The organism is Nocardia sp. NPDC059240 (assembly GCF_042753865.1).
Lineage (GTDB): Bacteria > Actinomycetota > Actinomycetes > Mycobacteriales > Mycobacteriaceae > Nocardia.
Genome location: NZ_JBHZAC010000006.1, coordinates 193,177 through 213,334, shown reverse-complemented (window position 1 = coordinate 213,334; position 20,158 = coordinate 193,177). Strand labels below are relative to the sequence as shown.

General features: G+C 67.9%; 23 protein-coding genes. 9 read left to right on the top strand and 14 right to left on the bottom strand.

What is annotated here, in order from left to right:
• Positions 1 to 90: 90 nt before the first annotated feature.
• On the top strand, positions 91 to 1,086 hold the full coding sequence (locus tag ACFXHA_RS23285) for a zinc-binding dehydrogenase (protein WP_379360038.1): 996 nt from the start codon (positions 91 to 93) through the stop codon (positions 1,084 to 1,086).
• 3 nt (positions 1,087 to 1,089) lie between these two features.
• Here ACFXHA_RS23285 and ACFXHA_RS23280 read toward each other — a convergent pair whose 3' ends face one another.
• Positions 1,090 to 1,581 carry a hypothetical protein gene (locus tag ACFXHA_RS23280; RefSeq protein ID WP_379360037.1) on the bottom strand — a complete coding sequence of 164 codons (492 nt, stop codon included), beginning with the start codon at positions 1,579 to 1,581 and terminating at the stop codon, positions 1,090 to 1,092.
• A 156-nt stretch (positions 1,582 to 1,737) separates the two neighbouring features.
• Between ACFXHA_RS23280 and ACFXHA_RS23275 the strand changes: the two genes are divergently transcribed.
• Positions 1,738 to 3,123: a serine hydrolase domain-containing protein gene (locus ACFXHA_RS23275; protein WP_379360035.1), complete on the top strand. Its 1,386-nt coding sequence runs from the start codon at positions 1,738 to 1,740 to the stop codon at positions 3,121 to 3,123.
• Positions 3,124 to 3,151: 28 nt separating this feature from the next.
• Here ACFXHA_RS23275 and ACFXHA_RS23270 read toward each other — a convergent pair whose 3' ends face one another.
• A complete protein-coding gene (locus tag ACFXHA_RS23270; protein ID WP_379360033.1) occupies positions 3,152 to 3,730 on the bottom strand; it encodes a TetR family transcriptional regulator in 579 nt (192 codons plus the stop codon).
• 135 nt (positions 3,731 to 3,865) lie between these two features.
• On the opposite strand from ACFXHA_RS23270, the gene ACFXHA_RS23265 reads away from it, so the two are divergent.
• Positions 3,866 to 4,693 (top strand): hypothetical protein, encoded by an 828-nt coding sequence (locus ACFXHA_RS23265; RefSeq protein ID WP_379360031.1) that lies wholly within the window; start codon positions 3,866 to 3,868, stop codon positions 4,691 to 4,693.
• Positions 4,690 to 5,232: a hypothetical protein gene (locus ACFXHA_RS23260; RefSeq protein WP_379360029.1), complete on the top strand. Its 543-nt coding sequence runs from the start codon at positions 4,690 to 4,692 to the stop codon at positions 5,230 to 5,232. The genes ACFXHA_RS23265 and ACFXHA_RS23260 overlap by 4 nt, the downstream gene beginning before the upstream one ends.
• Here ACFXHA_RS23260 and ACFXHA_RS23255 read toward each other — a convergent pair.
• Positions 5,193 to 5,783: an isochorismatase family protein gene (locus ACFXHA_RS23255; protein ID WP_379360027.1), complete on the bottom strand. Its 591-nt coding sequence runs from the start codon at positions 5,781 to 5,783 to the stop codon at positions 5,193 to 5,195. The two genes, ACFXHA_RS23260 and ACFXHA_RS23255, sit on opposite strands and share 40 nt — an antisense overlap.
• Before the next feature lie 136 nt (positions 5,784 to 5,919).
• On the opposite strand from ACFXHA_RS23255, the gene ACFXHA_RS23250 reads away from it, so the two are divergent.
• Positions 5,920 to 6,906, top strand: a complete 987-nt coding sequence (locus ACFXHA_RS23250) for a GlxA family transcriptional regulator (RefSeq protein WP_379360025.1) — start codon at positions 5,920 to 5,922, stop codon at positions 6,904 to 6,906.
• On the opposite strand, the gene ACFXHA_RS23245 is transcribed toward ACFXHA_RS23250, so the two are convergent.
• From ACFXHA_RS23245 to ACFXHA_RS23225, 5 genes are all read right to left on the bottom strand, one after another.
• Positions 6,907 to 7,704, bottom strand: a complete 798-nt coding sequence (locus ACFXHA_RS23245) for a family 1 encapsulin nanocompartment shell protein (protein ID WP_379360023.1) — start codon at positions 7,702 to 7,704, stop codon at positions 6,907 to 6,909.
• A 20-nt stretch (positions 7,705 to 7,724) separates the two neighbouring features.
• Positions 7,725 to 8,735 (bottom strand): Dyp-type peroxidase, encoded by a 1,011-nt coding sequence (locus ACFXHA_RS23240; RefSeq protein ID WP_379360021.1) that lies wholly within the window; start codon positions 8,733 to 8,735, stop codon positions 7,725 to 7,727.
• A gap of 63 nt (positions 8,736 to 8,798) precedes the next feature.
• Positions 8,799 to 9,125 (bottom strand): cupin domain-containing protein, encoded by a 327-nt coding sequence (locus ACFXHA_RS23235; protein WP_379360019.1) that lies wholly within the window; start codon positions 9,123 to 9,125, stop codon positions 8,799 to 8,801.
• A gap of 114 nt (positions 9,126 to 9,239) precedes the next feature.
• The gene (locus ACFXHA_RS23230) at positions 9,240 to 9,725 is read right to left on the bottom strand and encodes a dihydrofolate reductase (RefSeq protein ID WP_379360017.1); all 486 of its coding nucleotides are present in this window, start codon (positions 9,723 to 9,725) and stop codon (positions 9,240 to 9,242) included.
• Positions 9,722 to 10,528: a thymidylate synthase gene (locus tag ACFXHA_RS23225; RefSeq protein ID WP_379360015.1), complete on the bottom strand. Its 807-nt coding sequence runs from the start codon at positions 10,526 to 10,528 to the stop codon at positions 9,722 to 9,724. The genes ACFXHA_RS23230 and ACFXHA_RS23225 overlap by 4 nt, the downstream gene beginning before the upstream one ends.
• Before the next feature lie 20 nt (positions 10,529 to 10,548).
• Here ACFXHA_RS23225 and cobF point away from each other — a divergent pair, with 20 nt between their 5' ends.
• Entirely contained in the window at positions 10,549 to 11,313 is a 765-nt protein-coding gene (cobF, locus tag ACFXHA_RS23220; protein WP_379360013.1) for a precorrin-6A synthase (deacetylating), read from the top strand.
• 206 nt (positions 11,314 to 11,519) lie between these two features.
• The gene (locus ACFXHA_RS23215) at positions 11,520 to 12,815 is read left to right on the top strand and encodes a lipase family protein (protein ID WP_379360685.1); all 1,296 of its coding nucleotides are present in this window, start codon (positions 11,520 to 11,522) and stop codon (positions 12,813 to 12,815) included.
• Positions 12,816 to 12,843: 28 nt separating this feature from the next.
• On the opposite strand, the gene ACFXHA_RS23210 is transcribed toward ACFXHA_RS23215, so the two are convergent.
• Complete coding sequence (locus tag ACFXHA_RS23210; RefSeq protein ID WP_379360011.1) at positions 12,844 to 13,218, bottom strand: winged helix-turn-helix transcriptional regulator; 375 nt, start codon at positions 13,216 to 13,218, stop codon at positions 12,844 to 12,846.
• Between the two features lie 69 nt (positions 13,219 to 13,287).
• On the opposite strand from ACFXHA_RS23210, the gene ACFXHA_RS23205 reads away from it, so the two are divergent.
• Positions 13,288 to 13,950, top strand: coding sequence for a nitroreductase family protein (locus tag ACFXHA_RS23205; RefSeq protein ID WP_379360009.1), 663 nt, complete (start codon positions 13,288 to 13,290; stop codon positions 13,948 to 13,950).
• Positions 13,951 to 14,004: 54 nt separating this feature from the next.
• Positions 14,005 to 14,871 carry an Fpg/Nei family DNA glycosylase gene (locus ACFXHA_RS23200; protein WP_379360007.1) on the top strand — a complete coding sequence of 289 codons (867 nt, stop codon included), beginning with the start codon at positions 14,005 to 14,007 and terminating at the stop codon, positions 14,869 to 14,871.
• A gap of 1 nt (position 14,872) precedes the next feature.
• Here the strand turns inward: ACFXHA_RS23200 and ACFXHA_RS23195 are convergent, their stop codons facing one another.
• The 5 genes from ACFXHA_RS23195 to ACFXHA_RS23175 form a co-directional block, all read right to left on the bottom strand.
• Complete coding sequence (locus ACFXHA_RS23195; protein ID WP_379360005.1) at positions 14,873 to 16,480, bottom strand: carboxylesterase/lipase family protein; 1,608 nt, start codon at positions 16,478 to 16,480, stop codon at positions 14,873 to 14,875.
• Positions 16,481 to 16,583: 103 nt separating this feature from the next.
• Positions 16,584 to 16,829: a DUF2630 family protein gene (locus tag ACFXHA_RS23190; protein WP_379360003.1), complete on the bottom strand. Its 246-nt coding sequence runs from the start codon at positions 16,827 to 16,829 to the stop codon at positions 16,584 to 16,586.
• Positions 16,826 to 18,226, bottom strand: a complete 1,401-nt coding sequence (locus ACFXHA_RS23185; protein WP_379360001.1) for a PLP-dependent aminotransferase family protein — start codon at positions 18,224 to 18,226, stop codon at positions 16,826 to 16,828. The genes ACFXHA_RS23190 and ACFXHA_RS23185 overlap by 4 nt, the downstream gene beginning before the upstream one ends.
• Before the next feature lie 57 nt (positions 18,227 to 18,283).
• Positions 18,284 to 19,450, bottom strand: coding sequence for an alpha/beta hydrolase family protein (locus ACFXHA_RS23180; RefSeq protein ID WP_379359999.1), 1,167 nt, complete (start codon positions 19,448 to 19,450; stop codon positions 18,284 to 18,286).
• A complete protein-coding gene (locus tag ACFXHA_RS23175; RefSeq protein WP_379359997.1) occupies positions 19,447 to 20,142 on the bottom strand; it encodes a DUF4184 family protein in 696 nt (231 codons plus the stop codon). Before ACFXHA_RS23175 ends, ACFXHA_RS23180 begins: the two co-directional genes overlap by 4 nt.
• Positions 20,143 to 20,158: the final 16 nt, after the last annotated feature.

The following is a 20,158-nucleotide window of genomic DNA, read 5'->3' as shown; positions in this document are numbered from 1 at the left end:
TTTAGCGTTCGATCGACTATACCTTGACGCCGTTCGAACAGCGGTGACACTATTTTCTTGTCGTTCGATCGGAAAATAGGTGAGGTACCCGTGAACCCTTCCGTCATGCATGCCCTGATCCAGACATCCCTCGATGGTCCCGCCGATCTACGCCCGATCGCCGATGCCCCGGTACCGGTGCCCGGACCCGGGGAGATCCTGATCCGGGTCACGGCGGCGGGCGTCAATTACGCCGACGTCATGCAGGCGCACGGCAGCTATCCCGACGGGCCGCGTCCGCCCTACGTGGCGGGCATCGAGGCCGCGGGTGAAGTGGTGGCCGTGGGGGACGGCGTCGAATTCCCGGTCGTCGGAATGCATGTCGCCGGTGTCGATATGGCGGGCGGCGCGTTCGCCGAGTTCGCGGCGCTGCCGGCTGCGGCGGTCATGCCCGTTCCGCCGGGCTGGACCGACGAGCAGGTGCTGGGGCTGGGCATCAACTGGCCGACCGCGCTGGCCGCCCTGAAACCGTTGGGGCGCATCGCCTCCGGGGATACGGTGCTCATCCATGCCGCAGCGGGAGCGACGGGACAGGCCGCGGTGCGCCTGGCCAAGCATTACGGTGCGACCGTCCTCGCCGCCGCTTCGCCGGGCAAGCACGATGTGGTCCGTGCGTTGGGGGCGGATCACGTACTCGACTCGCGCGGTGCCGATCTGAGCGCCGAGGTCTTCCGGCTGACCGAGGGCGCGGGGGTCGATCTGGTGCTGGAGTCGGTGGGCGGCAGCACGTTCGAGGACAGCCTGGCCGTCGCGAGACGGGTGACCGGCCGGGTCGTGGTCTACGGCACTGCGAGCGGAGATGTCCCGATCACCAACTGGGACTTGGTGTTCAAGCATCAGATCCAGTTGATCGGACTCAATATCGGTGTGCTCATCCGCTCCGCGCCCGAGGTCTTCGGCGAGCTGATGGGCGAGCTGTCAGGTCTGCTCGCCGTCGGCGTGATCCCTCCGGGCCGCCCGGCCGTCCATCCCCTGACGGACGGCCCGAAGGTGCTCGCCGAACTCGAAAACCGTGCCACCGTGGGCAAACTCGCGCTGATTCCCTGAGCGTCAGCCCGGCATCGGCATGATGCCGCGCGGCACCACGCGGACGAATGCGGTGTGATCGCCGATCTTGCCGTCCACATCGATGCAGCCGACGGTGAGCTTGTCGCCCGCCGGTGCCCCGATGGTGGAGAACGGCACCCAGGTGCCGCCGTGCGCGGCCTGCTCGGGCTGGGCGTCCGCGGGCGGCGGCAGCAGGTCGAGCTGTTTGCCGGAGGCATCGGTCACCGTGCACTTCAGCGCGCTACGGTCCCACTCCGGGTTGCCCTTGATGTCGAGGACGGCATCGGCCGGAACGTTGATCTCGCGGGTCTCGCCCAGCGGGATCCGCACGCCGCCGGTCTGCTCGCCCGGATCGTCGCTGCCGTCGACCGCCGCGCTGGTCGTGGTGGTCGTCGGGCTCGCGTCGGACTTCGAATCGTTCTTGGAACAGCCTGTCATCAGCACCACGACGGGCAACAGTGAAGCAATCGCCCAGATCTTCTTGTTCTTCAGCATGGGAACCTCCGGATCGACGGGTTCGTGCAGGTGTGACTAGTAAACCGTTGGTAAAGCAATTGCTGTTACCTTTGGTGACACTCACCTCTGAATTTGCTGAAATGATGCCGACATCACAGCCTGTTCCTGGCCGCGCGCCGGACCTAGGGTGCATCCATGAAGTGGGACGAGCGAACCATGCCGGACAGCGATCTCACTCGGCGACTCGCCGAGTTGATCGACAAGCACGAGGTGCCCGGCGCACAGGTGGCGGTGCTGGCCGACGGCGAGATCACCGACGCGGCGGCCGGGGTGCTCAACACCGCGACCGGTGTCACGGCGACCACGGATTCGGTGTTCCAGATCGGCTCGGTCACCAAGACGTGGACGGCGACGCTCATCATGCAGCTCGTCGACGAGGGGCTCGTCGAGCTGGATGCGCCACTGCGGCAATACCTTCCGGAGTTCCGGGTGCGGGACGAACAGGCCGCGGCGACCATCACCATTCGGCAGTTGCTCGGCCACACCTCGGGAATCGAGGGCGATCTGTTCCTCGACACCGGCCGCGGCGACGACGCCGTGGCGAAGTTCGTCGCCGCCTTCGCCGACGCCGAACAGGTACATCGGCCGGGAGAACTGTTCTCCTACTGCAACAGTGGTTATGTGCTGCTCGGGCGGGTGCTGGAAGTGTTGCGCGGCAAGCCCTTCGACGCGGTGTTACGGGAGCGGCTGGTGACTCCGCTCGGACTGACCCGGGTGGCCACCGATGCCGACGAGGCGATCCTGTTCCGGGCCGCGGTAGGGCATCTGGATGCCGGGCCCGACGGGATCGCGCGACCCACGCCGGTCTGGGCGCTCGCGGCCTCCAACGGCCCGGCCGGGGCGCGGCTGGCGATGTCGGCGGCGGACCTGGTGCGGTATGCCGGGATGCAGCTGGCCGGCGGGATCACGCCGGACGGGACCCGGCTGCTGCCCGAGGCCGCGGTGTGGGCCATGACCGAGCCGCACGTCGAGTTGCCGGATATCGGCTACGGCAGCCATTGGGGTTTGGGCTGGCAGCTTTTCGATGCGCCGGGCAGCGGATTGTTCGGCCACGACGGCAGTACCTTCGGTCAGACCGCGTACCTGCGGATCGCACCGAGCGCCGGTGTCGCGATCGCCCTGTTGGTCAACGGCGGCAATGCGAGCGCGCTCTTCCGGGACCTGGTGGGCGAGCTGCTGATCGAGCACACGGGCATTCGGTTGCCCGAACCGTTGCTGCCGCCCGCCCGGCCCGAACCGGTGCATGCCGCGCTGGTGAGCGGGACCTATCGCTCGGCGTTGGTCGAGCACGTCATCGAGGTGGACGCCGATGGGCGGGCGTGGATGGATATCAGCCCGCGCACGGCGGATGCCGCGCTCGTTACGCCCCCGACCCGGGTGGAACTGGTCCAGCTGCGGCCGGACCTCCTGATCACCGCGGCATCCGGGCGGGGCCGGCACTCCGTCTACGCGTTGATCGGCGACGAGAGCCGGCCTGCCCGCTTCCTGCACACAAGTCGCGCCATGCCCCGATTGCCTTGATGACGAACGCTTTTCGGTCGCCTGCGGATCAACTGGTTCGCGGTGCGGCCGCGAGGGCCTTGACCTGCTCGAGCAGCATGGCCCGGCGGGCCGGATCGTCGTTGTTCCCGGGGAGGATGACCGCCTGCATGTGGTAGAGCGACCACCAGCTGGTGACGAGCGTGAAGACGGTCAGCAGCAGATGGCGGGCGCGCAGCTCGTCGAGGTGGGGGAGGGCGGCCCGCAAGGATTCGACCCTGCTGTCCCACAGCGGGATTCGGACCGCACCGGCGAAGGGATCGGTGTTCTCGAGGGTCTCCCACGCGAGCAGCCGGGCCAGTTCGGGGCGTGCGGCGTAGATGTCGAAGAGCTGCCCGGCGAATCCCGCCAGGGCCGCCGGACCCGTGCCGGTGATCTCGGCCTGGGCGAGTGATTCGGTCATGGCGCGCTTCTGGACCTCGGTGCGCAGCGCCTGCTTGTCGCCGAAGTACTGATAGATGCGTTCGCGGTTGACGCCCGCGTCATCGGCGATGGCCGCGATGCGCGCCCCGGCCATCCCGTGCGCGGCGAAATGCAGTGTCGCGGCGTCGAGCAGCAGCTTGCGGCGGCCTTCGGTGTCCCATCCCATTCGTCCATTCTAAGAAAACCAACAGAATGTTTGCGTTTGGCTGCCCGGTGTAGTTACCTACTAGCGAATCCAACAGATCGTTTGCGTTTTGGAGGTATCCCTGTGAATGTCCGACATCGTGCGATTGGCGTGCTGGTGAGCGTGGGTTTGGCGGCGGGCATCGCCGGCCTGGCACCCGCGAACGCGGCGACCTCCGCACCTCCGGACATCACCGATACCTCGACTCCGCCACTGCCGTACCGGGTACCGGACACCGTGATCGACAAGCAGATCCCGGCGGATATCGACTGGGACACCGTGCGCTCCCACGATGTGCGACAGCTGCTGCCGGACAGCGAACTCGGCACCCTGCTCGATCAGCAGGCACCGTTCAGCTACGGGTCCGGCACGAAATGGAGCGACGCCATCCCGCGGATTCCGCGCGAACCCGGCGGCGAGTACGAGCGCAGTGGCCAGAACAGCTTCTTCATCGGCAAGCTGCAGGAGAAGGCGCCCATCAGCTACAGCACCCCGCAGGTCATGGGGCCGATGGATCTGACCTATTCGGTGAGCTCGAGCGTGACCAAGACCCATACCGAGCAGACCGGCTGGACCTTCGGTGGATCGGTCGGGGTCAAGGTACCGGGGATCAGTCCCTCCTTCAGCTTCGGCTACAGCCGGGTCTCCTCCGATTCCGTTGCCTACCAGCAGGCTTCGACGCTCTCGGCGAAATACTCGGTACCCGACGGGAAGTACGGCGATATCGAAGTCCGCAAGGCCGGAGGCGAATACCTCGGCTACGTCTTCACACAGGTGAACGGCGGGTGGCAGATGTCGCCGGTGAAGTTCTTCGTCAAAGCCCCGGGCTACGACCAGCCCGTCACCTGGAATCCCGCCACCGTCGACCCGACCACGCACCGGGTGATCGGCGTCGGCCCGGCACGCGGTACCGACGACACCGATACGCAGGAGGAGAACCGATGAGCCGCAACCCGATCCGGATCACCGCACTGGCCGTGAGCGCCGCGGCGGTGGCGCTGCCCGTCACCGGCACCGCCACCGCGGCCACCACCGATCCCTCCGGCGGCGTCGGTAATCCGTACGGCCACTACACCGAGATCGACTTCACCTTCGTCAACAAGACCGGCAGCGCCGCCACGGTGACCCACGACTTTCCGCACGGCTACGTGAATTCGGCCAGCGGCAGCATCGCACCGAACGGCACCGGCACCGCCGAAGCCCTCGATGGATTCTGGAGCTCGAACGGTATCGAGGGGACCTTCCACTTCCAGTTGGCCAACGGCCACCAGGTCCAGGTCTATGTCCGGGAGGAGGAGCAGGACGGCAGTCCGGCACCGCTGGTGGTGAACTCCGATGATCCGAATCTGCGCTATCAGGTGCTGGGCTGGCGTGGTCATCGTGCGGAAGAGGAACCCACGGTGAACGATCACCAGTGGCCGCGCATCACCTTCTGGGATGGCGATTACGCCAATTCGGCCGCCGCGCCGACGACCACGCCGTAGAGATCGGCGATGGTGGCGAGGGCGCTGTCGTGCAGCTGCGCGGCGGTGACCTCGCCCGCCGCCGACTTCAGCGGGCGGGTCGCGCAGGCGTCGGCGACCACGGTGGCGTGGTTGCCGCGCAGGAACGCGCCCTCGGTGGTGAAGGTGACGCACATGTGGGTCATGAAACCGGCGATGACGAGGTGGTCGTTGCCCGCCGCCTCTACCCGCTCGGCGAGGTCGGTGTTCACGAATCCGTTCGGAACCGACTTGACCACAACGGGTTCGCCGTCGAGGGGAGCCACGCTCGGGTGGATCTGCCCGATCTCGGCGGTGATGTCGTACGGGGTGCCGACGCCGCCGTCGTTGATCACGTGGATGATCTTCGCGCCCGCCCGGCGGGCGCGGTCCAGCAGGTCGGCGGCCGCGTCGAGGGCGGGCTGCCAGCTGGTCAGTTCCATGACGCCGCGGGTGTAGGTGTTCTGGTAGTCGACCAGGATCAGGGTCGACTCGGCCAGGGTGGCGGGGGTCTGGTCGAGGCCGCTGAGTTCCCGCAAGGTCTGCGCTGACATGGGTTTTCCTCCGGAGTGCAGGGGTCCGAACCGCCCTGTGCGGTGGACGTTTTCCACGCTATGGGTCGGCGGGCATGTCGGAAATGTCATGTAACCTGCAGATCCGGACATCGCCTGCTCGACCCGACGGAGGACCGTGGCCACCCTCGAACGATTCGTCGTCATCGTGCTGTTCGATCGCGTCGACCTGCTCGACGTCACCGGACCGCCCGAGGTCTTCGCGCTGCTACAGCGAGAGATGAACGGGGAGACCGGATATCACGTGGCGCTCGCCGCCGAGACCCTCGAGCCGGTGACCACGTCGGCGGGTGTGCGGGTACTGCCCGATGTCACCTTCGCCGAGATCGCCGAGCGCGCCATCGACACGCTCGTGGTGCCGGGCGCGGTCGAGATGGACGCCGACGGCCGGGTGCGGGCGCTGAGCGATCCGGCCGTGGTCGAGTGGGTGCGCACGCTTGCCGTTCACACCCGCCGGATCGCCTCGGTATGCGTGGGCGCGCACATCCTCGCCGACGCCGGACTGCTGGACGGCAGACGAGCCACCACGCACTGGTCCACCGCGCAGCAGTTGGCGGCCGAGCATCCGGCGATCGAGGTGGACGCCGATCCCATCTTCATCCGCGACGAAAACGTCTGGACCGGTGCGGGACTCACCGCCTGCCTGGACCTCGCGCTGGCTTTGGTGGCCGACGACTTCGGCGACGCGCTCGCGCTACGGGTGGCGCGTCAGCTGGTCATGTTCCTCAAAAGGCCCAGTGGGCAGAGCCAATTCAGCGTGTCGCTGGAACCGATCTCGACCACGCGGCGCATCGACGATCTGCGGCACTACATCACCCGCAATATCGCCGGTCAGCTCACCGTGGCGGATCTGGCCGAGCAGGCCCACGTCAGCGAACGGCAGCTGACCCGCATCTTCAAGACCGATCTCGGCACCACCCCGGCCGCCTATATCGAGTCCGCCCGAGTCGAATTCGCGCGCAATCAGCTCGAGACGACCGACAACACCCTGGAACGGGTGGCGACCCTGTGCGGTTTCAATACCACCGACACGCTCACGCGGGCGTTCCGGCGCAGCCTGGACACCACGCCGACGGAGTATCGAAACCGCTTCCGGATCAACTAGTCACGCCTCGAGCGCGACGGCGGCTTCGGCCGTGTACACCAGGAAGGTCAACGACTCCTGGAAGTACAGCTGCACGGTCTCGGCGTCGTGCGACAGGTAGCCGATGGACAGGTCCTGTCCCAGCTGCAGATCGAAATCTCCGCCGCGCGTGGACAAGACGAACGCGCCGTCGATGGCGGGAGCCCAGATGATCTCGCCGTCGATCATCCGCTCCAAATGGGTGCGGATCGGGTGGCCGTGATCGGAAGTCTCGCTTACCGCCGTGTACAGATCCGCCGACAGCAGCACCGAATACGGGCCGTCCACACCGGCCAGCCGCAGCTTGCTCAACGCCTGCGCCACCGACTCCGGGGCCAGGCGCGGATCGCCGGGCAGCTTCACCGGCTCGCAGGAAGTGGTACGGCGGATGCCGGTGATCCCGGCCGCCGGATAGCCCTCGAAGATCGCCCGGTCCTCGGCGAACGCGATCTTTTTGGCGGCCGCCTTCACCGGATCCAGATCGGCGTCGTGCGAACCACGCTCGATATTGTCGAGCTCCTCGCGCGACAGCGTGAACGGCACCCGCAACTCCACCAGCGGCGCGACCACCCGCCGGCGCGCCTGCACGCCGTCACCGGGGGAGTCGATGGTGGCGGTGCGCCCCAGCCCCACGGCCGAATAGTCGACCCCGTGCGGACCCGACAGGTCGACCACGCGACGACCGGCGATGTGCCGCTTGAAGGTTCGCGTCGCCTCCTCCTCGATCGCCGACCAGGCCTCGGAGGTCAGGGGTGCCAGTTCGCGGTGCAGGTTGTTCATGCGTGTCAGCTCCGTTCGTCTCAACGATTCCGTAGCGTGCCGATGCCTAGGGATCCGTCCCCGGACACAACGCCATTGGTGCCCAGGGATTCCCGGACCGCGACGGCCGCCGGAGCCGGTGCGTCCGGCAGCGCGTCGAAGAACCCCGCGGGCGGGGTGAAGAAGGAGGTGCCGGTGACCGCGGTGGAGAAATCCAGGATGCGGTCGTACGCGGCCTCGGTGCTGCCCAGGAACATTCGAGTCAGCATGGTCTCGGTGACGGCCGGGTCGTCGGCGTAAGCGATGTAGTACGTGCCGAATTCGCCGTCCTGGACCGAGCCGAACGGCATGTTGGCGCGCACGATATTGCCGCTCACGGCCTGATCATTGACGGCCACATGGGAATTCGCGGGTTGCTCGTCCTCGGAGAGCTCGAAGTCGTCGAGTTTGGTTCGCCCGATGACCATTTCCTGCTCGGTGGTGGACAGGGCCTTCCACGAGTCCAGATCGTGCAGGTACTTCTGCACGGTGACGTAACTGCCACCGGTGAATTCGGGATCCTCGTCGCCGACCAGCGCGGCGGTGGCGGCCAGCGGACCCTCGGGATTCTCGGTGCCGTCGACGAATCCGAGCAGATCGCGCTGCTCGAAATAGCGGAAGCCCACCGTCTGATCCACGATGGTGGCCGCGCCCGAGAGCCGCTCGGCGATCTTCATCGCCAGTTCGAAACAGGCGTCCTGAGCCTCGGCCTTGATGTGGAACAACAGATCGCCGGGCGTGGCGGGGGCCTGATGCTTGGCCCCGGCGAAGCCCGGAAACTCGTGCAGTGCTGCGGGTTTCGGGCCGGAGAAGAGGCGGTCCCAGGCATCGGATCCGATGCTGGTGAGGCAGGCCAGGCCGGAGCCGGGCACCCGGAAGCCCACGGAACGTCGTAATCCGGGAAGGTCTGCGAGGAGATCCCGCGTCACCGCTTCGCCACCCTCGTCGATGGTGGCGACGAGGAAGATGGCGGCGGGTGTGAGCGGGTCGAGGATCGGCTGTGGCTCACCCATGGGCTCCACCATATGCCCTGACTCCGACAGCCCGCCCGCCCGGTTGCCCCGTGTCTGCCGGTGCTACTTGGCCACGGTCAGCAGGAAGGCCACGTCATCGATGGCTTTCACACTGTGGCGGGCATTGGGGATCACAATCAGGTCACCCGCCGAGCCCTTCCACTCGTTCGTGCCACTGATCAACACCAGCACCCCGCTCAGCACGATCAGCGTGGCCTCACCCGGATTCTCGTGCTCGGCCAGGGTCTGACCGGCCGTCAGCGCGATGACCGTCTGGCGCAGGGTGTGGGTGTGGCCGCCGCAGATGGTCAGCGAACTGCGCCCGCTCGAAGCCGTGGCGGCCAGCTTGAGTTGCTGGCGAGCGACCGCGGTCAGCGATTTCTTGTCCATGGACTGCCTTTCGCCGGAGTATCGCTGAGTATGCCGGACGAGCCCATTCGGATCGGCTGTTTCGAGGCGGTGTTCGCAGGAATTGCCGTACGCGGGATATCCGCGTTATCGGCGTTACCGCGTATAACGACGGAAGCGGTACCGCAGACCGGTCTTCGACTCGCGCCAATCGGCCTGCTCGGCGTGCCAGCGCGGATCGATCGGCGGGGCCAGCGTGTCGCCCTCGACGTCCGCGTCGATCTCGGTGACCATCAACTCGGTGGCGAAAGGCATTGCGGTCCGGTAGATCTCACCGCCGCCCGCGATCCACACCGACTTGTCGCCGGTCAGCTCCAGGGCCTCGCGCAGCGAACCCGCCCGCTCCGCGCCCTCGGCCGACCACTCGGCCTGCCGGGTCACGACGATATTGCGGCGGCCCTCCAGCGGCCGGAACCGCGGCGGCAGCGAATCCCAGGTCTTGCGGCCCATCACCACCGGGTGTCCCCAGGTGACGTCCTTGAAGTGCGTCATGTCCTCGGGCACGCGCCACGGAATCGTGTTGTCCCGCCCGATGATTCCCTTCGGCGTCTGCGCCCAGATCAGCCCGATCGTCCGGCTCATACGGCGACGGGCGCCTTGATCGCCGGATGATGCTGGTACTGCTGGATTTCCACATCCTCGTACGCGTAGTCGAACAGGGAGGTGGTGGGCCGCAGGTGCAGCTTCGGGAACGGGTAGGGCTCGCGGGTCAGCTGCTCGCGCACCTGCTCCAGGTGATTGTCGTAGATGTGCACATCGCCGCCGGTCCAGATGAATTCGCCGGGCAGCAGCTCGGTCTGCTGCGCGACCATCATCGTCAGCAGCGCGTAGCTGGCGATATTGAACGGCACGCCCAGGAACAGGTCCGCGCTGCGCTGATACAGCTGGCACGACAGCTTGCCGTCGGCCACATAGAACTGGAAGAAGGCGTGGCAGGGGGCCAGCGCCATCCGGTCCAGGTCGGCCACATTCCACGCCGACACGATCATGCGGCGCGAATCCGGATCGGTGCGCAGCGTCTGCAGCACCTGCGAGATCTGATCGATGTGCATGCCGTCCGGGGTCGGCCACGAGCGCCACTGCACGCCGTAGACCGGGCCCAGTTCGCCGTTCGCGTCGGCCCATTCGTCCCAGATGCTGACGCCGTGGTCCTGCAACCACTTCACGTTCGAGTCGCCGCGCAGGAACCACAGCAACTCGTAGACGATCGACTTGAGATGCACCTTCTTGGTGGTGATCAGCGGAAAGCCCTGCGACAGGTCATAACGCAGCTGATGTCCGAAGATGCTGCGCGTGCCGGTCCCGGTCCGATCCGCCTTGGGGGTGCCGGACTCCAGCACCAGTCGGAGCAGATCCTCGTACTGGGTATCTCGGTCGCTCTCCACGCCTGGCAAGCTTACGCACCGTGCAGAGACTGTTTGTGATCGGAATCGGGGCGGGGGACCCGGACCACGTGACCGTGCAGGCCATCAAGGCGATACGCCAGGTAAACGTGTTTTTTGTCATCGGCAAGGGGACCGGCAAACAGGAACTGGTGGACGTGCGCGCCACCATCCTCGCCGAACACGCGGACCAGCCGCACACGATCGTAGAGATCACCGACCCACCGCGCGACCGGACCGTGCCCGGCAGTCGCGCCGACGCCGCCTATCAGGGCGCGGTCACCGACTGGCACGAGGCGCGCGCCGAACTTCTGGAACGGGCCTTCGCCGAAACCGACGGCGTGGGCGGCATTCTCGTCTGGGGCGACCCCTCGCTCTACGACAGCACGTTGCGCATCGTCGAGCGCGTCCTCGACCGCGGGCGAATCCACTTCGACTACACCGTGATTCCCGGCATCACCAGCGTGCAGGCCCTCGCCGCCGCGCACCGCATGGTGCTGCACGAGATCGGCGAGCCGCTGCACATCACCACCGGGCGCAAACTCCGCGAGGAGGGTCCGGCGGCCGGCGAGTCCACCCTGGTGATGCTCGACGCCGACTGCTCGTTCACCCAGGTCCCCGGCGACGACCTCCACATCTGGTGGGGTGCTTACCTCGGGATGCCCGACGAAGTCGTGATCGAAGGTCCCCTGCGCGAGGTCGAGGACCGCATCATCCGCCGCCGCGCCGACCTGCGTGCGGCCAAGGGCTGGATCATGGACATCTACCTCCTGCGGCGTGGCGTATAGGCCCTTCCGGCCCTGGTGTCCGAGACAGTCGTGCATATCCACAAACGGGGTGCTTCCGGCTCGGGCAAACGCCAATTGCGCTGGGTTTTTGCTTCCTGTGAGCTGAGTCATGCCGGATTGCGAGTGTGGGCCGGCGCATCCTCGGCAACGAAGCTCTGGGAGGGCAAGTGAAGAGATCCCCGCTACGGCGGCTCACGGTGGTGGTGATGTCGGCCTGCCTCGCGGCGGCGGCCGTGGGCGTGGCGGCGGCCGATCCGGAATTCCCGCCGAGCTTCCCGCCCGATCAGAATCAGTTGCCGCAACTGCCCACCGAACCGCAGATCTACGACCTGCTGCCGATCCCCAGCCCGGATCAGGATCCCTGGTACGACGATCCGGCCGATATCGCCGACTACGCGCCCGGCCAGATCGTGCGCAGCCGCGAGGTGCAGACCCGACTGGTCGGACTGCCGGTGCCGGTGTACACCAAGCAGTTGCTGTACCGGTCCAATGATGTCCACGACAACCCGATCGTCACCGCGACCACCGTGATCGTGCCGGGCATCCCGTGGTCGGGCAGCCCGCGGCCGGTGGTCTCCTTCCAGGAGGCCATCGACTCCACCGACTCCGCGTGCAATCCCTCGCACACGCTGCAGGTCGGGACCATGAAGGAATCCACGCTGGTGATGTACTGGCTGGCACAGGGTTTCGCCATCAACGTCCCCGACTTCGACGGCAAGTTCAACACCTTCAACACCTATGCCGAAGGCAAGATGGTGCTCGACAGCCTGCGCGCGGTGAAGAACGACCCGGCACTCGGGTTCACCGACTCCGGGTTCGCGCTCTACGGCTACTCCGGCGGCGGCTCCGGCTCGATCCGGGCCGCGGAACTGCGCCAGTCCTACGCGCCGGATGTGCGGTTGCTGGGCACCAGCTTCGGCGGCGCGCCCGCCAGCCTGCTCGGCGAGGCCGAATACGCCACCAAGGCCGAACCGGGCCTGACCGGCATCAGCAACTTCACCATGTGGCTCGGATTCGCCAGTCTCGCACGCGAATACCCGGACGCCTTCAAACCGGAGGAGCTGCTCACCGAGGAAGGCCAGGGCCTGCTCAAGGACTTCGGGAGCCGGTGCTACGCCACCATCGCCGCGCAGGGCGCGTATCGGCCGATCAGTGCGTACTACCAGCCCGGGAAGTCGCTGGAGAACTCGCCGGAGATCGTGAAGGTGCTGCAGGACAACAGCCTCGGCCACTACATCCCGGACAGCCCGATCCTGTGGTGGCACGGCATGTGGGACGAGCTGATCCCGCCGGAGGTGGTGCTGCCCACCGTGAACTCCTACTGGGACCGCGGCGCGGACCTGCGCTTCTACACCGTGCCGGTGCCCGAGCACGTCACCAATGCCGTCACCGGGTGGATTCCGGCCGTGGCTTGGATCAGCGCAGTGCTGCGCGGCCTGCCGCCGGGTCCGAAGTTCAACGCCCAATTCACGCCGCTGCCACCGGGTTTCCCGGGCAGCTGAAACCGGTGGCCGCGGAGCCGCTCACGGTCTATCCGTGGGCGGCTCTCGCGCGTTCGATGTCATTGATGTGGTCCTCGGCCCATACCCGCAGGGCGGCAATGGGTTCGGCGAGGCTGCGGCCGAGCGGGGTGAGCTCGTACTCCACGCGCGGCGGGATCGTGGGATGCACCGTGCGGGTGAGGAATCCGTCGGCTTCCAAGCCGCGCAGGGTCTGGGTGAGCATTTTCTGCGAGACGCCCTCGATGCGGCGGGCCAGATCGGTGTAGCGCAGGACGCCGTCCTGCAGGAGCGAATCGATCACCAGCACAGTCCATTTGCTCGCGATATGGCCGATGACCTGACGGGTGGGGCATTTGGCGGAGTAGACATCCGCGGGCAGACCCGAGGATTCGACGATGGTCACCTTTGGGAGAGTAGCGCACTATTTAGTGCTGTCTTCCGAAAAGAGTGCCACTCTCCAATAGTTAGTGGCATGACGAACCTGAGCGTCGCCGACGCGATCCGCACCCGCCGCACCGTCCGCCACTACCGCCCCGACCCGGTCCCCGCGCCGATCCTCGACACCCTGCTCGAGTTGGCCATGGAGGCCCCCTCGAGCTGGAACCTCCAGGACCGATCGGTGGTCATGGTCACCGATCCGGCCGGGCGCGAGGGCCTGACCTGGGCCACCGGCGGCCAGCCGCAACCGCAAGAGGCCCCGGTCCTGCTGGTCTTCGTCGCCGAACCGCACGCCTGGCGTGCCGATCGCGCCGACATCTTCGACCTGGCCCGCCGCAATCACGCCTGGAACGACGAGTTCATCGCGGGCTTCGCCGCCGCCTCCACCGAATTCCAGCAGGGCCTCGCCGAGCGAGACCTGCTGCGCGAGTACGCGGTCAAGGACGCCATGATCGCCGCGACCTACCTCATGCTCGCGGCCACCGAACTCGGCCTGGCCACCTCCCCGATGAACGGCTGGGACGAGGACAAGGTCAAGAAGGTGATCGGCATCGAAGACCGCGACGACCTGGCCATCGCCCTGCTCGTCTCGCTCGGCTACCCCGCTGAAACCCGCCGCCACCCGGGCCGCCGCCCGCAGGGCGCGACGGTGTTCCGCGAGGCGTACACCAAATCCCGTGTGGAAGCTGTCCACTGACTCGCCACGGTTCGTGGAAGGACAGTGTCGGTCCTGGTCGGTAGGCTGCGGGTTGTGCCCGAACTTCCGGAAATCGTGGCGCTCGAGCAGTTCCTGGCCGAGCATGCGGTGGGTGCGGTCGTGGGGCGGGTCGATGTGGCGGCACTGAGCGTGCTGAAAACCTTCGATCCGCCGGCGACCGCACTGCAGGGGCGCGACGTCACCGGGGTGGGGCACTGGGGCAAGCATCTCGGGATGGATTGCGACGGGCTGTGGTTGATCACGCACCTGTCGCGGGGCGGATGGCTGCGGTGGATCGATGAGCCGGGGGCCGCGCCGCCGAAGCCGGGTAAGGGGCCGCTGGCGCTGCGGGTGCACTTCTTCACGCCCGAAGGGGCCACGCCCGCCTTCGATCTCACCGAGGCGGGCACCAAGAAGCGGCTGGCGGTGTGGGTCACCGCCGACCCGCTGTCCATTCCGAGCATTGCCAGGCTGGGCCCGGACGCGCTCGCGGTGAGCGAACCCGAATTCGGGGAGATCCTGCAGAGCACCTCGCAGCGGCTCAAGAACGCCCTCACCGATCAGACCCTGCTGGCCGGGATCGGCAATGCCTATTCCGACGAAATCCTGCACACCGCAAAGCTTTCCCCGTTCGCGAACTCCGGGACCCTGGACGCGGTGCAGCTGGCCCGCCTCTACTCGGCCATGCGTGCCACCCTCTCGGATGCCGTGCAGCGTTCGGTGGGCCAGGACGCCGCCCGCCTCAAGGGCGAGAAGCGTTCCGGCTTCCAGGTGCACGCCCGCACCGGCCTGCCCTGCCCGGTGTGCGGCGACACCGTGCGCGAGGTCTCCTACGCCGACAAGTCCTTCCAGTACTGCGCGACCTGTCAGACCGGCGGCAAGATCCTCGCCGATCGCCGCATGTCCCGACTGCTCAAGTAGCTCAGGTCAGCGCGGGAATGCGGACCCCTTGCCAGGCAAGGCGTTTGGTGCGTTCCGGATCGTCCTCCACGCGGCCGGGAGCATCGATGATCATGGTGGCGCGCCGGTCCTCGGTATAGGCGGGCCAATTGGGCAGCGGACTGCCGGTGCGGGCGAACGACAGCCAGTTGTCCTGGAACTGATGCGAGACCGAGCGGAAGGCGCGATACCCGCCTGCCGCGGTCATGGCCCGGCCGACCACCGAATCGACCGCACCGAACACCGGCACCAGATCCAGCGCGTGGGTGGCCCCGAAGCCCGCCAATTGGATTGCGCGCGGCGCGAAGTCGTAGCGGTAGGCGTAGGTGGGCGCGAAGCGGCTGTGCGCCTCCATGACCCGGACCGAGGGCCGCCAGAAGGTGAAGTCACCACCCATGCGCACCGTCGCCTTCTTGCCCGGGAAGCCGGGATAGGCCGAGGTGACCCGGGATTCGATGGCGGAGTCGGCGAGCGTGTCGTGCAGCCGCTCGGGTGAGGTGGGCATGATCTGGCCGAGCTTGCTGAAGCCGGGGCTGTCGCCGCCCTCACTCAGGGCCTGGTCCACGTGCCGCAGCAGCCAGCGCATGCGGTCGGGGGTGGTGGGCAGGGTGTCGTCGAAGCGGACGAACAAGGTGGCTTCGTCGCGATTGGTGCCGATGATGAGCGGCACCCGGTGCGCGGTGCCCTCGGTGAACGCGGTGATCAGCGAGGTCGGTAGATAGTCGCCGTCCACCACCGGGGCGATCGGGAACAGGCCGGGCTGCTCGTGCATCACCGTGGACACGGCACGGTCCACCCCGCGGCGAATATCGTTCGCGCCCAACGTGCGCAGGGCCGATGCCGCGTTCTCCGGGGAGACCCCGAGTTCGTCGAGGCACCGGCGGGCGAACAGGCGGGCCTCGACCTGTGTGGGAGCCCAGTCCGCGGGGGCGCTCTGGGCGATGCCGCGATGGAACAGTCCGGCCGCGGCGGGCGTGCACATCAGCGAGAGCACCGCGTGCGCACCGGCGGACTCACCGAAGATGGTGACATTGTTCGGATCGCCGCCGAACGCGCCGATATTGCGCTGCACCCACTCCAACGCCGCGACCTGATCGCGCAGCCCCAGATTGGAGTCGAATGGGCTTTCGGGCGTGGAGAATTCGCCGAAATCGACGTAACCGAACGCGCCCAGCCGGTAGTTGATCGACACCACGATCACATCGCCGCGCACCGAGAGCCGGCCGCCGGAATACAGCCGCAGCGCCGAGGTGCCGATCATGTAGCCGCCGCCGTGAATGAACACCATCACCGGGCGCGGCGTGATCGAGGGCTCGTTGGGGGCGGTGACGTTCAGTGTCAGACAGTCTTCGCCGGTGGGCTGCTGTTGCCGGGGGCCGATGCGCGCGCCGTCGCGGTGTTGCATTGCGGCATAACCGAAGTCGGTGGCGTCACGCACCCCGCTCCAGGGCTGCGTCGGCTGCGGCGCACGGAATCGGAGGTCACCGACCGGGGCCGCCGCGAAAGGAATGGACCGCCAGCGTGAAACGCGGCGGCCCCGGATGCCGCGAACCACTCCGTCCGCGGTCGTGATGTCTGTCGTTGCCACCATTGGAAAAGGGTAGACCGAACTCCCGGGAGCTCCCAGGGGCAAATGTCTGCGGTTTCCCGACCGATCTGCCCGTGGCCTCCCGCGGAATCCGACTACCGGTTTGCTACTGGAGGTAGCCCTCGACCTGCCGGGCCGAATTGACCTCTGCCTCGTTGGGGTTGCGGCCCTGATCCAGACGCGCGCGACGCTGCCGCAGCAGGTCCCAGCACTGGTCCAGCTGAACCTCGAGCTCGGCCAGCTGACGCCGCTCGTCCTCGGGGTTGAGCTCGCCGCTGGTGGTCTGGGCGCGCAGCTCGTGCTCGCGATCCACGAGTTCCTTGATGCGCGCGTGGATGTCCTTTTCGGTCATGCGGTCCACTCTACGACCCGCTCCAGCGCATCTCCGGCCAACCGGACGGCCGTCGGCAGGTCCGCCGCGGACACGGCGGCATATCCGAGGGCCAGGCCGAAGGTGTGCCGGGGACCGAGGTGGTGGCGGGCCAGCGCGTCGAGGTACACCCCGGCCGCGCGGGCCGCGGCCACCGCGCGGTCCTCCTGCTCGGCCGAGGTGAGTGGGACGAAGACGTGCGAACCGGCGTCGTCGCCGCGCACCTCGATGCCGCGACCACGCAGTTCGTCCACCACGAGGGCCCGGCGCGGCGGCATGTCGCGGCGCAACCGGCGCAGATGGCGGGCCAGATCGCCGTGCCGGGCCAGCTCGGCCACCACCTGCTGGCCCGCCGGGGCGGGGCTGGTGCCGGTCAGCTCCCGGTAGGCGAGCACCGCCTCGGCGACGGACGGATCGGCGACCAGCCAGCCGATGCCCAGGGTGGGCGTCAGAATCTTGCTGGTGGTGCCTAGATGGACCACCGCGTCGGGGGCCAGGGTGGCCAGCAGCGGCAAGGGTGCGGTGTCGTAGCGCAATTCGCCGTCGTAATCGTCCTCGATGACGAGAGCGCCGGTGCGGCGGGCGAATTCGACGAGGGCGACGCGACGCGCGGCGGGCATCCGCGCGCCGAGCGGAAACTGGTGCGCAGGAGTGCAATACACCATGCGGGCGTCCTCGGGCAGCAGATCCACCCGCAGGCCCTCGGCATCGACGGGCACCGGAACCGGCCGCATGCCCGCCGCGCGGAACGCACCGGCGGCCCGCCGATAGCCCGGATCCTCCATGGCCACCACGTCGCCTCGGCGCAGCAGCGCCGCCGCGAGTTCACCCGCGGCCGAGCTGGTTCCGGCGGTGGCCAGGACCGCGGTGCCGCTGCCCGCGCCCAGCCCGCGGTGCCGCAGCAGATGCTCGGCGACGGCCTCCAGGAACTCCGGTTCGCCGCGACGATCCTTGCGGATCAACGGCATTCGATCCGAGGCGGCCCGCCAGGCGCGTCGCCACGCGGCCGCGTCGATGGCCTCGATGGAGGGTGCGCCCGCCGCGAGGTCGAGCAGCCCCGCCATCGGATCGACGCGTTCGGGTCCGGTGCCTTGCACGCCGCCCGGCGCGGGCGCGGCCGTCAGATAGGTGCCCGAGCCGTGGCGGCCGTCGAGCCAGCCTTCGGCGTGCAACTGGTCGTAGGCGGCGGTGACTACCGTACGGCTCACCCCGAGCCGGTCGGCCAGGTCCCGCGAGGACGGCAGCCGATCCCCGCCGCGCAGCGCGCCGGTGGTGGCGGCACGCCGCAGCCCGGTCGCGACCTGAACGGCCAGTGGGGTGTGGCTCTCGCGGTCGACGGTGAACGGAAGGTCATCGTCGACCAGGCGATTTGCTCGCAAGTGGACTCCTGCCGTCGCGATGATCTGTCGCTGTCAGCATGCCACTGGCGGGGTGGCTCAGTGCAGGACGGTGAGCTCGGGGTCGCTGGGCGCGCGATCGAGCGGCGTGTCGGTGCGGTCGCGCAGGAACTTGTCGAACAGGGCCGCGACGTAGCTGTGCACCAGGTTCGCGCCGCGGGCCGCCGGAATGGTGCCGATATCGCGGCGATCGGCCGCGTGCGCGGCGTCGGGAATCAGCAGCGGCAGATCGGTGAAGTCGTAGTGGGCCGTATCCCGCAGGGACAGTTGCCTTTTCCAGCCGGTGCCGACGCCGAAGAAGGCGTCCAGCGATGGCCGGGCATCGCCGACCTCCTCGATCTGCTGGCTGGTCAGCACCAGCACCGGCCGGTCCACGCCCTCGACGGCCGCCCGCCCGAAGTCCGCGTCGACACCGAGTTGCCCGTCCAGATCGACGGCCGCGCCGATGCGGCGATCGTCGTGCAACGCCTCGACCGCGGTGTAACCGCCGGAGGAGTGGCCGACCATGCCGACATGCCCGAGGTCGAGGGCGTGATCGAGGCCGGCGGGCAGGGCGCGCTGTTCGGCGTCGGGATTGTCGCCGAGCGAGAGCCGGGTCAGCGAGTCCAGCACGAAGCCGATATCGGGCAGCCGCGCGTCGATATAGCGCTGCCGCAGCGCGGGCGTGAAACCCTCGGGCTGCGACTCGAACTGGGCCAGGCGGCCGCCGGGGAATTCCACGGCCGGGCCGGTCTCGTAGGTGTGGTCGATGGTCACCACCACGTAGCCGCGGCTGGCGAGATCTTCGGCCAGTCCCGTGCCCAGCAGTCGGGTGACGCCCGCTCCCGGCGAGTACAGGATGACCGGATAACCCGTGCCCGCCGCCGGTGCGTCGGAGTACGAATTGGTCAGCAGCCCAGGCAGTTCCACGCCGATCTGCTGCTCGAGTTCCGGAACCAGCTGGCTGGAGACGTAGTGGGCACGCAGGTAGTGCTCGACGTCGACGGCCGGGTAGAACACCGACACCATCAGCTCGCGCGGCCGCTCCGGATGGAACGGGTCGGGCCGCTGCTGGTCGACGAGGTGGAGAGTGGTGGTGCCGACCGATATCTGACCGCTGGGTCGCGGTAGCACGGTGATGCCGATCGGCCCGGCGTATGCGGCGGAGGTGGTCACGGTGAGCAGCGCGGCCGTGGTGGTGGCCGTGGCGATGAGTCGAGCGATCAACGATTTCCCCTGGAGGCCGAGGCTGCGCCGGACACGAGTGCGTACAAGACGAAACCCGTACCGGCGCTGGTGATTGCGTAGATCAGCGTGTGCCGCACGCAATCGTAGAGGCTGATCTTCGCCACCGGATCGGTTCGGGCGATGAGACCGGCGAGTACCGCGACGGCGAGCAACGACAGCAGCACCGCGAGGCGTCGGGGGTCGGGTGCGGTGGTGGCGGCCCGCCGGTACCAGGCGACCAGATAGCCCGCCAGCAGCAGCATTCCGCCGAGCGAGGAGATATAGCCGATCACGTTGTAGACGCGGTGTGGCCCGATCACGGACTCCCGCATCACTTCCCAGTGCTGGACCGCCGCACCGTCGGTATGGGTGAAGGCATCCCACGCCAGATGTGTCACCGCCCCGACGAGCAGGGCCACCGCGCCGCCGAGCACTGTCGGCCGGGTCATGGTGATGGCTTTACCGAGCATTCCGGCGACGGTCCGTCGCAGTGCCCAGGCAACGGCCACCAGCGCCGCGCCCAGCAGCATGTCCGCCGGCAGTCCGAGCAGCGAGTGCGTGAATTCCGCGTCGACCCCGACCGGTAGGTAGTACGGCAGATCCGGCGCGATGCTCCCGGCGACCAGGCCCGGAAACCACAGTGTCCGCCGCAGCGGCAACACGACGGCCGGATGTGCGAGTGTGAACGGCACGGTGGCTCCCCCGAAA

Bases quoted from the DNA above. Each gene is read 5' to 3' on its own strand.
- ACFXHA_RS23280 (WP_379360037.1), bottom strand. From the start codon at position 1,581: ATGCTGAAGAACAAGAAGATCTGGGCGATTGCTTCACTGTTGCCCGTC.
- ACFXHA_RS23275 (WP_379360035.1), top strand. From the start codon at position 1,738: ATGAAGTGGGACGAGCGAACCATGCCGGACAGCGATCTCACTCGGCGA.
- ACFXHA_RS23270 (WP_379360033.1), bottom strand. From the start codon at position 3,730: ATGGGATGGGACACCGAAGGCCGCCGCAAGCTGCTGCTCGACGCCGCG.
- ACFXHA_RS23260 (WP_379360029.1), top strand. From the start codon at position 4,690: ATGAGCCGCAACCCGATCCGGATCACCGCACTGGCCGTGAGCGCCGCG.
- ACFXHA_RS23255 (WP_379360027.1), bottom strand. From the start codon at position 5,783: ATGTCAGCGCAGACCTTGCGGGAACTCAGCGGCCTCGACCAGACCCCC.
- ACFXHA_RS23245 (WP_379360023.1), bottom strand. From the start codon at position 7,704: ATGAACAACCTGCACCGCGAACTGGCACCCCTGACCTCCGAGGCCTGG.
- ACFXHA_RS23240 (WP_379360021.1), bottom strand. From the start codon at position 8,735: ATGGGTGAGCCACAGCCGATCCTCGACCCGCTCACACCCGCCGCCATC.
- ACFXHA_RS23235 (WP_379360019.1), bottom strand. From the start codon at position 9,125: ATGGACAAGAAATCGCTGACCGCGGTCGCTCGCCAGCAACTCAAGCTG.
- ACFXHA_RS23230 (WP_379360017.1), bottom strand. From the start codon at position 9,725: ATGAGCCGGACGATCGGGCTGATCTGGGCGCAGACGCCGAAGGGAATC.
- ACFXHA_RS23215 (WP_379360685.1), top strand. From the start codon at position 11,520: ATGTCGGCCTGCCTCGCGGCGGCGGCCGTGGGCGTGGCGGCGGCCGAT.
- ACFXHA_RS23205 (WP_379360009.1), top strand. From the start codon at position 13,288: ATGACGAACCTGAGCGTCGCCGACGCGATCCGCACCCGCCGCACCGTC.
- ACFXHA_RS23195 (WP_379360005.1), bottom strand. From the start codon at position 16,480: ATGGTGGCAACGACAGACATCACGACCGCGGACGGAGTGGTTCGCGGC.
- ACFXHA_RS23190 (WP_379360003.1), bottom strand. From the start codon at position 16,829: ATGACCGAAAAGGACATCCACGCGCGCATCAAGGAACTCGTGGATCGC.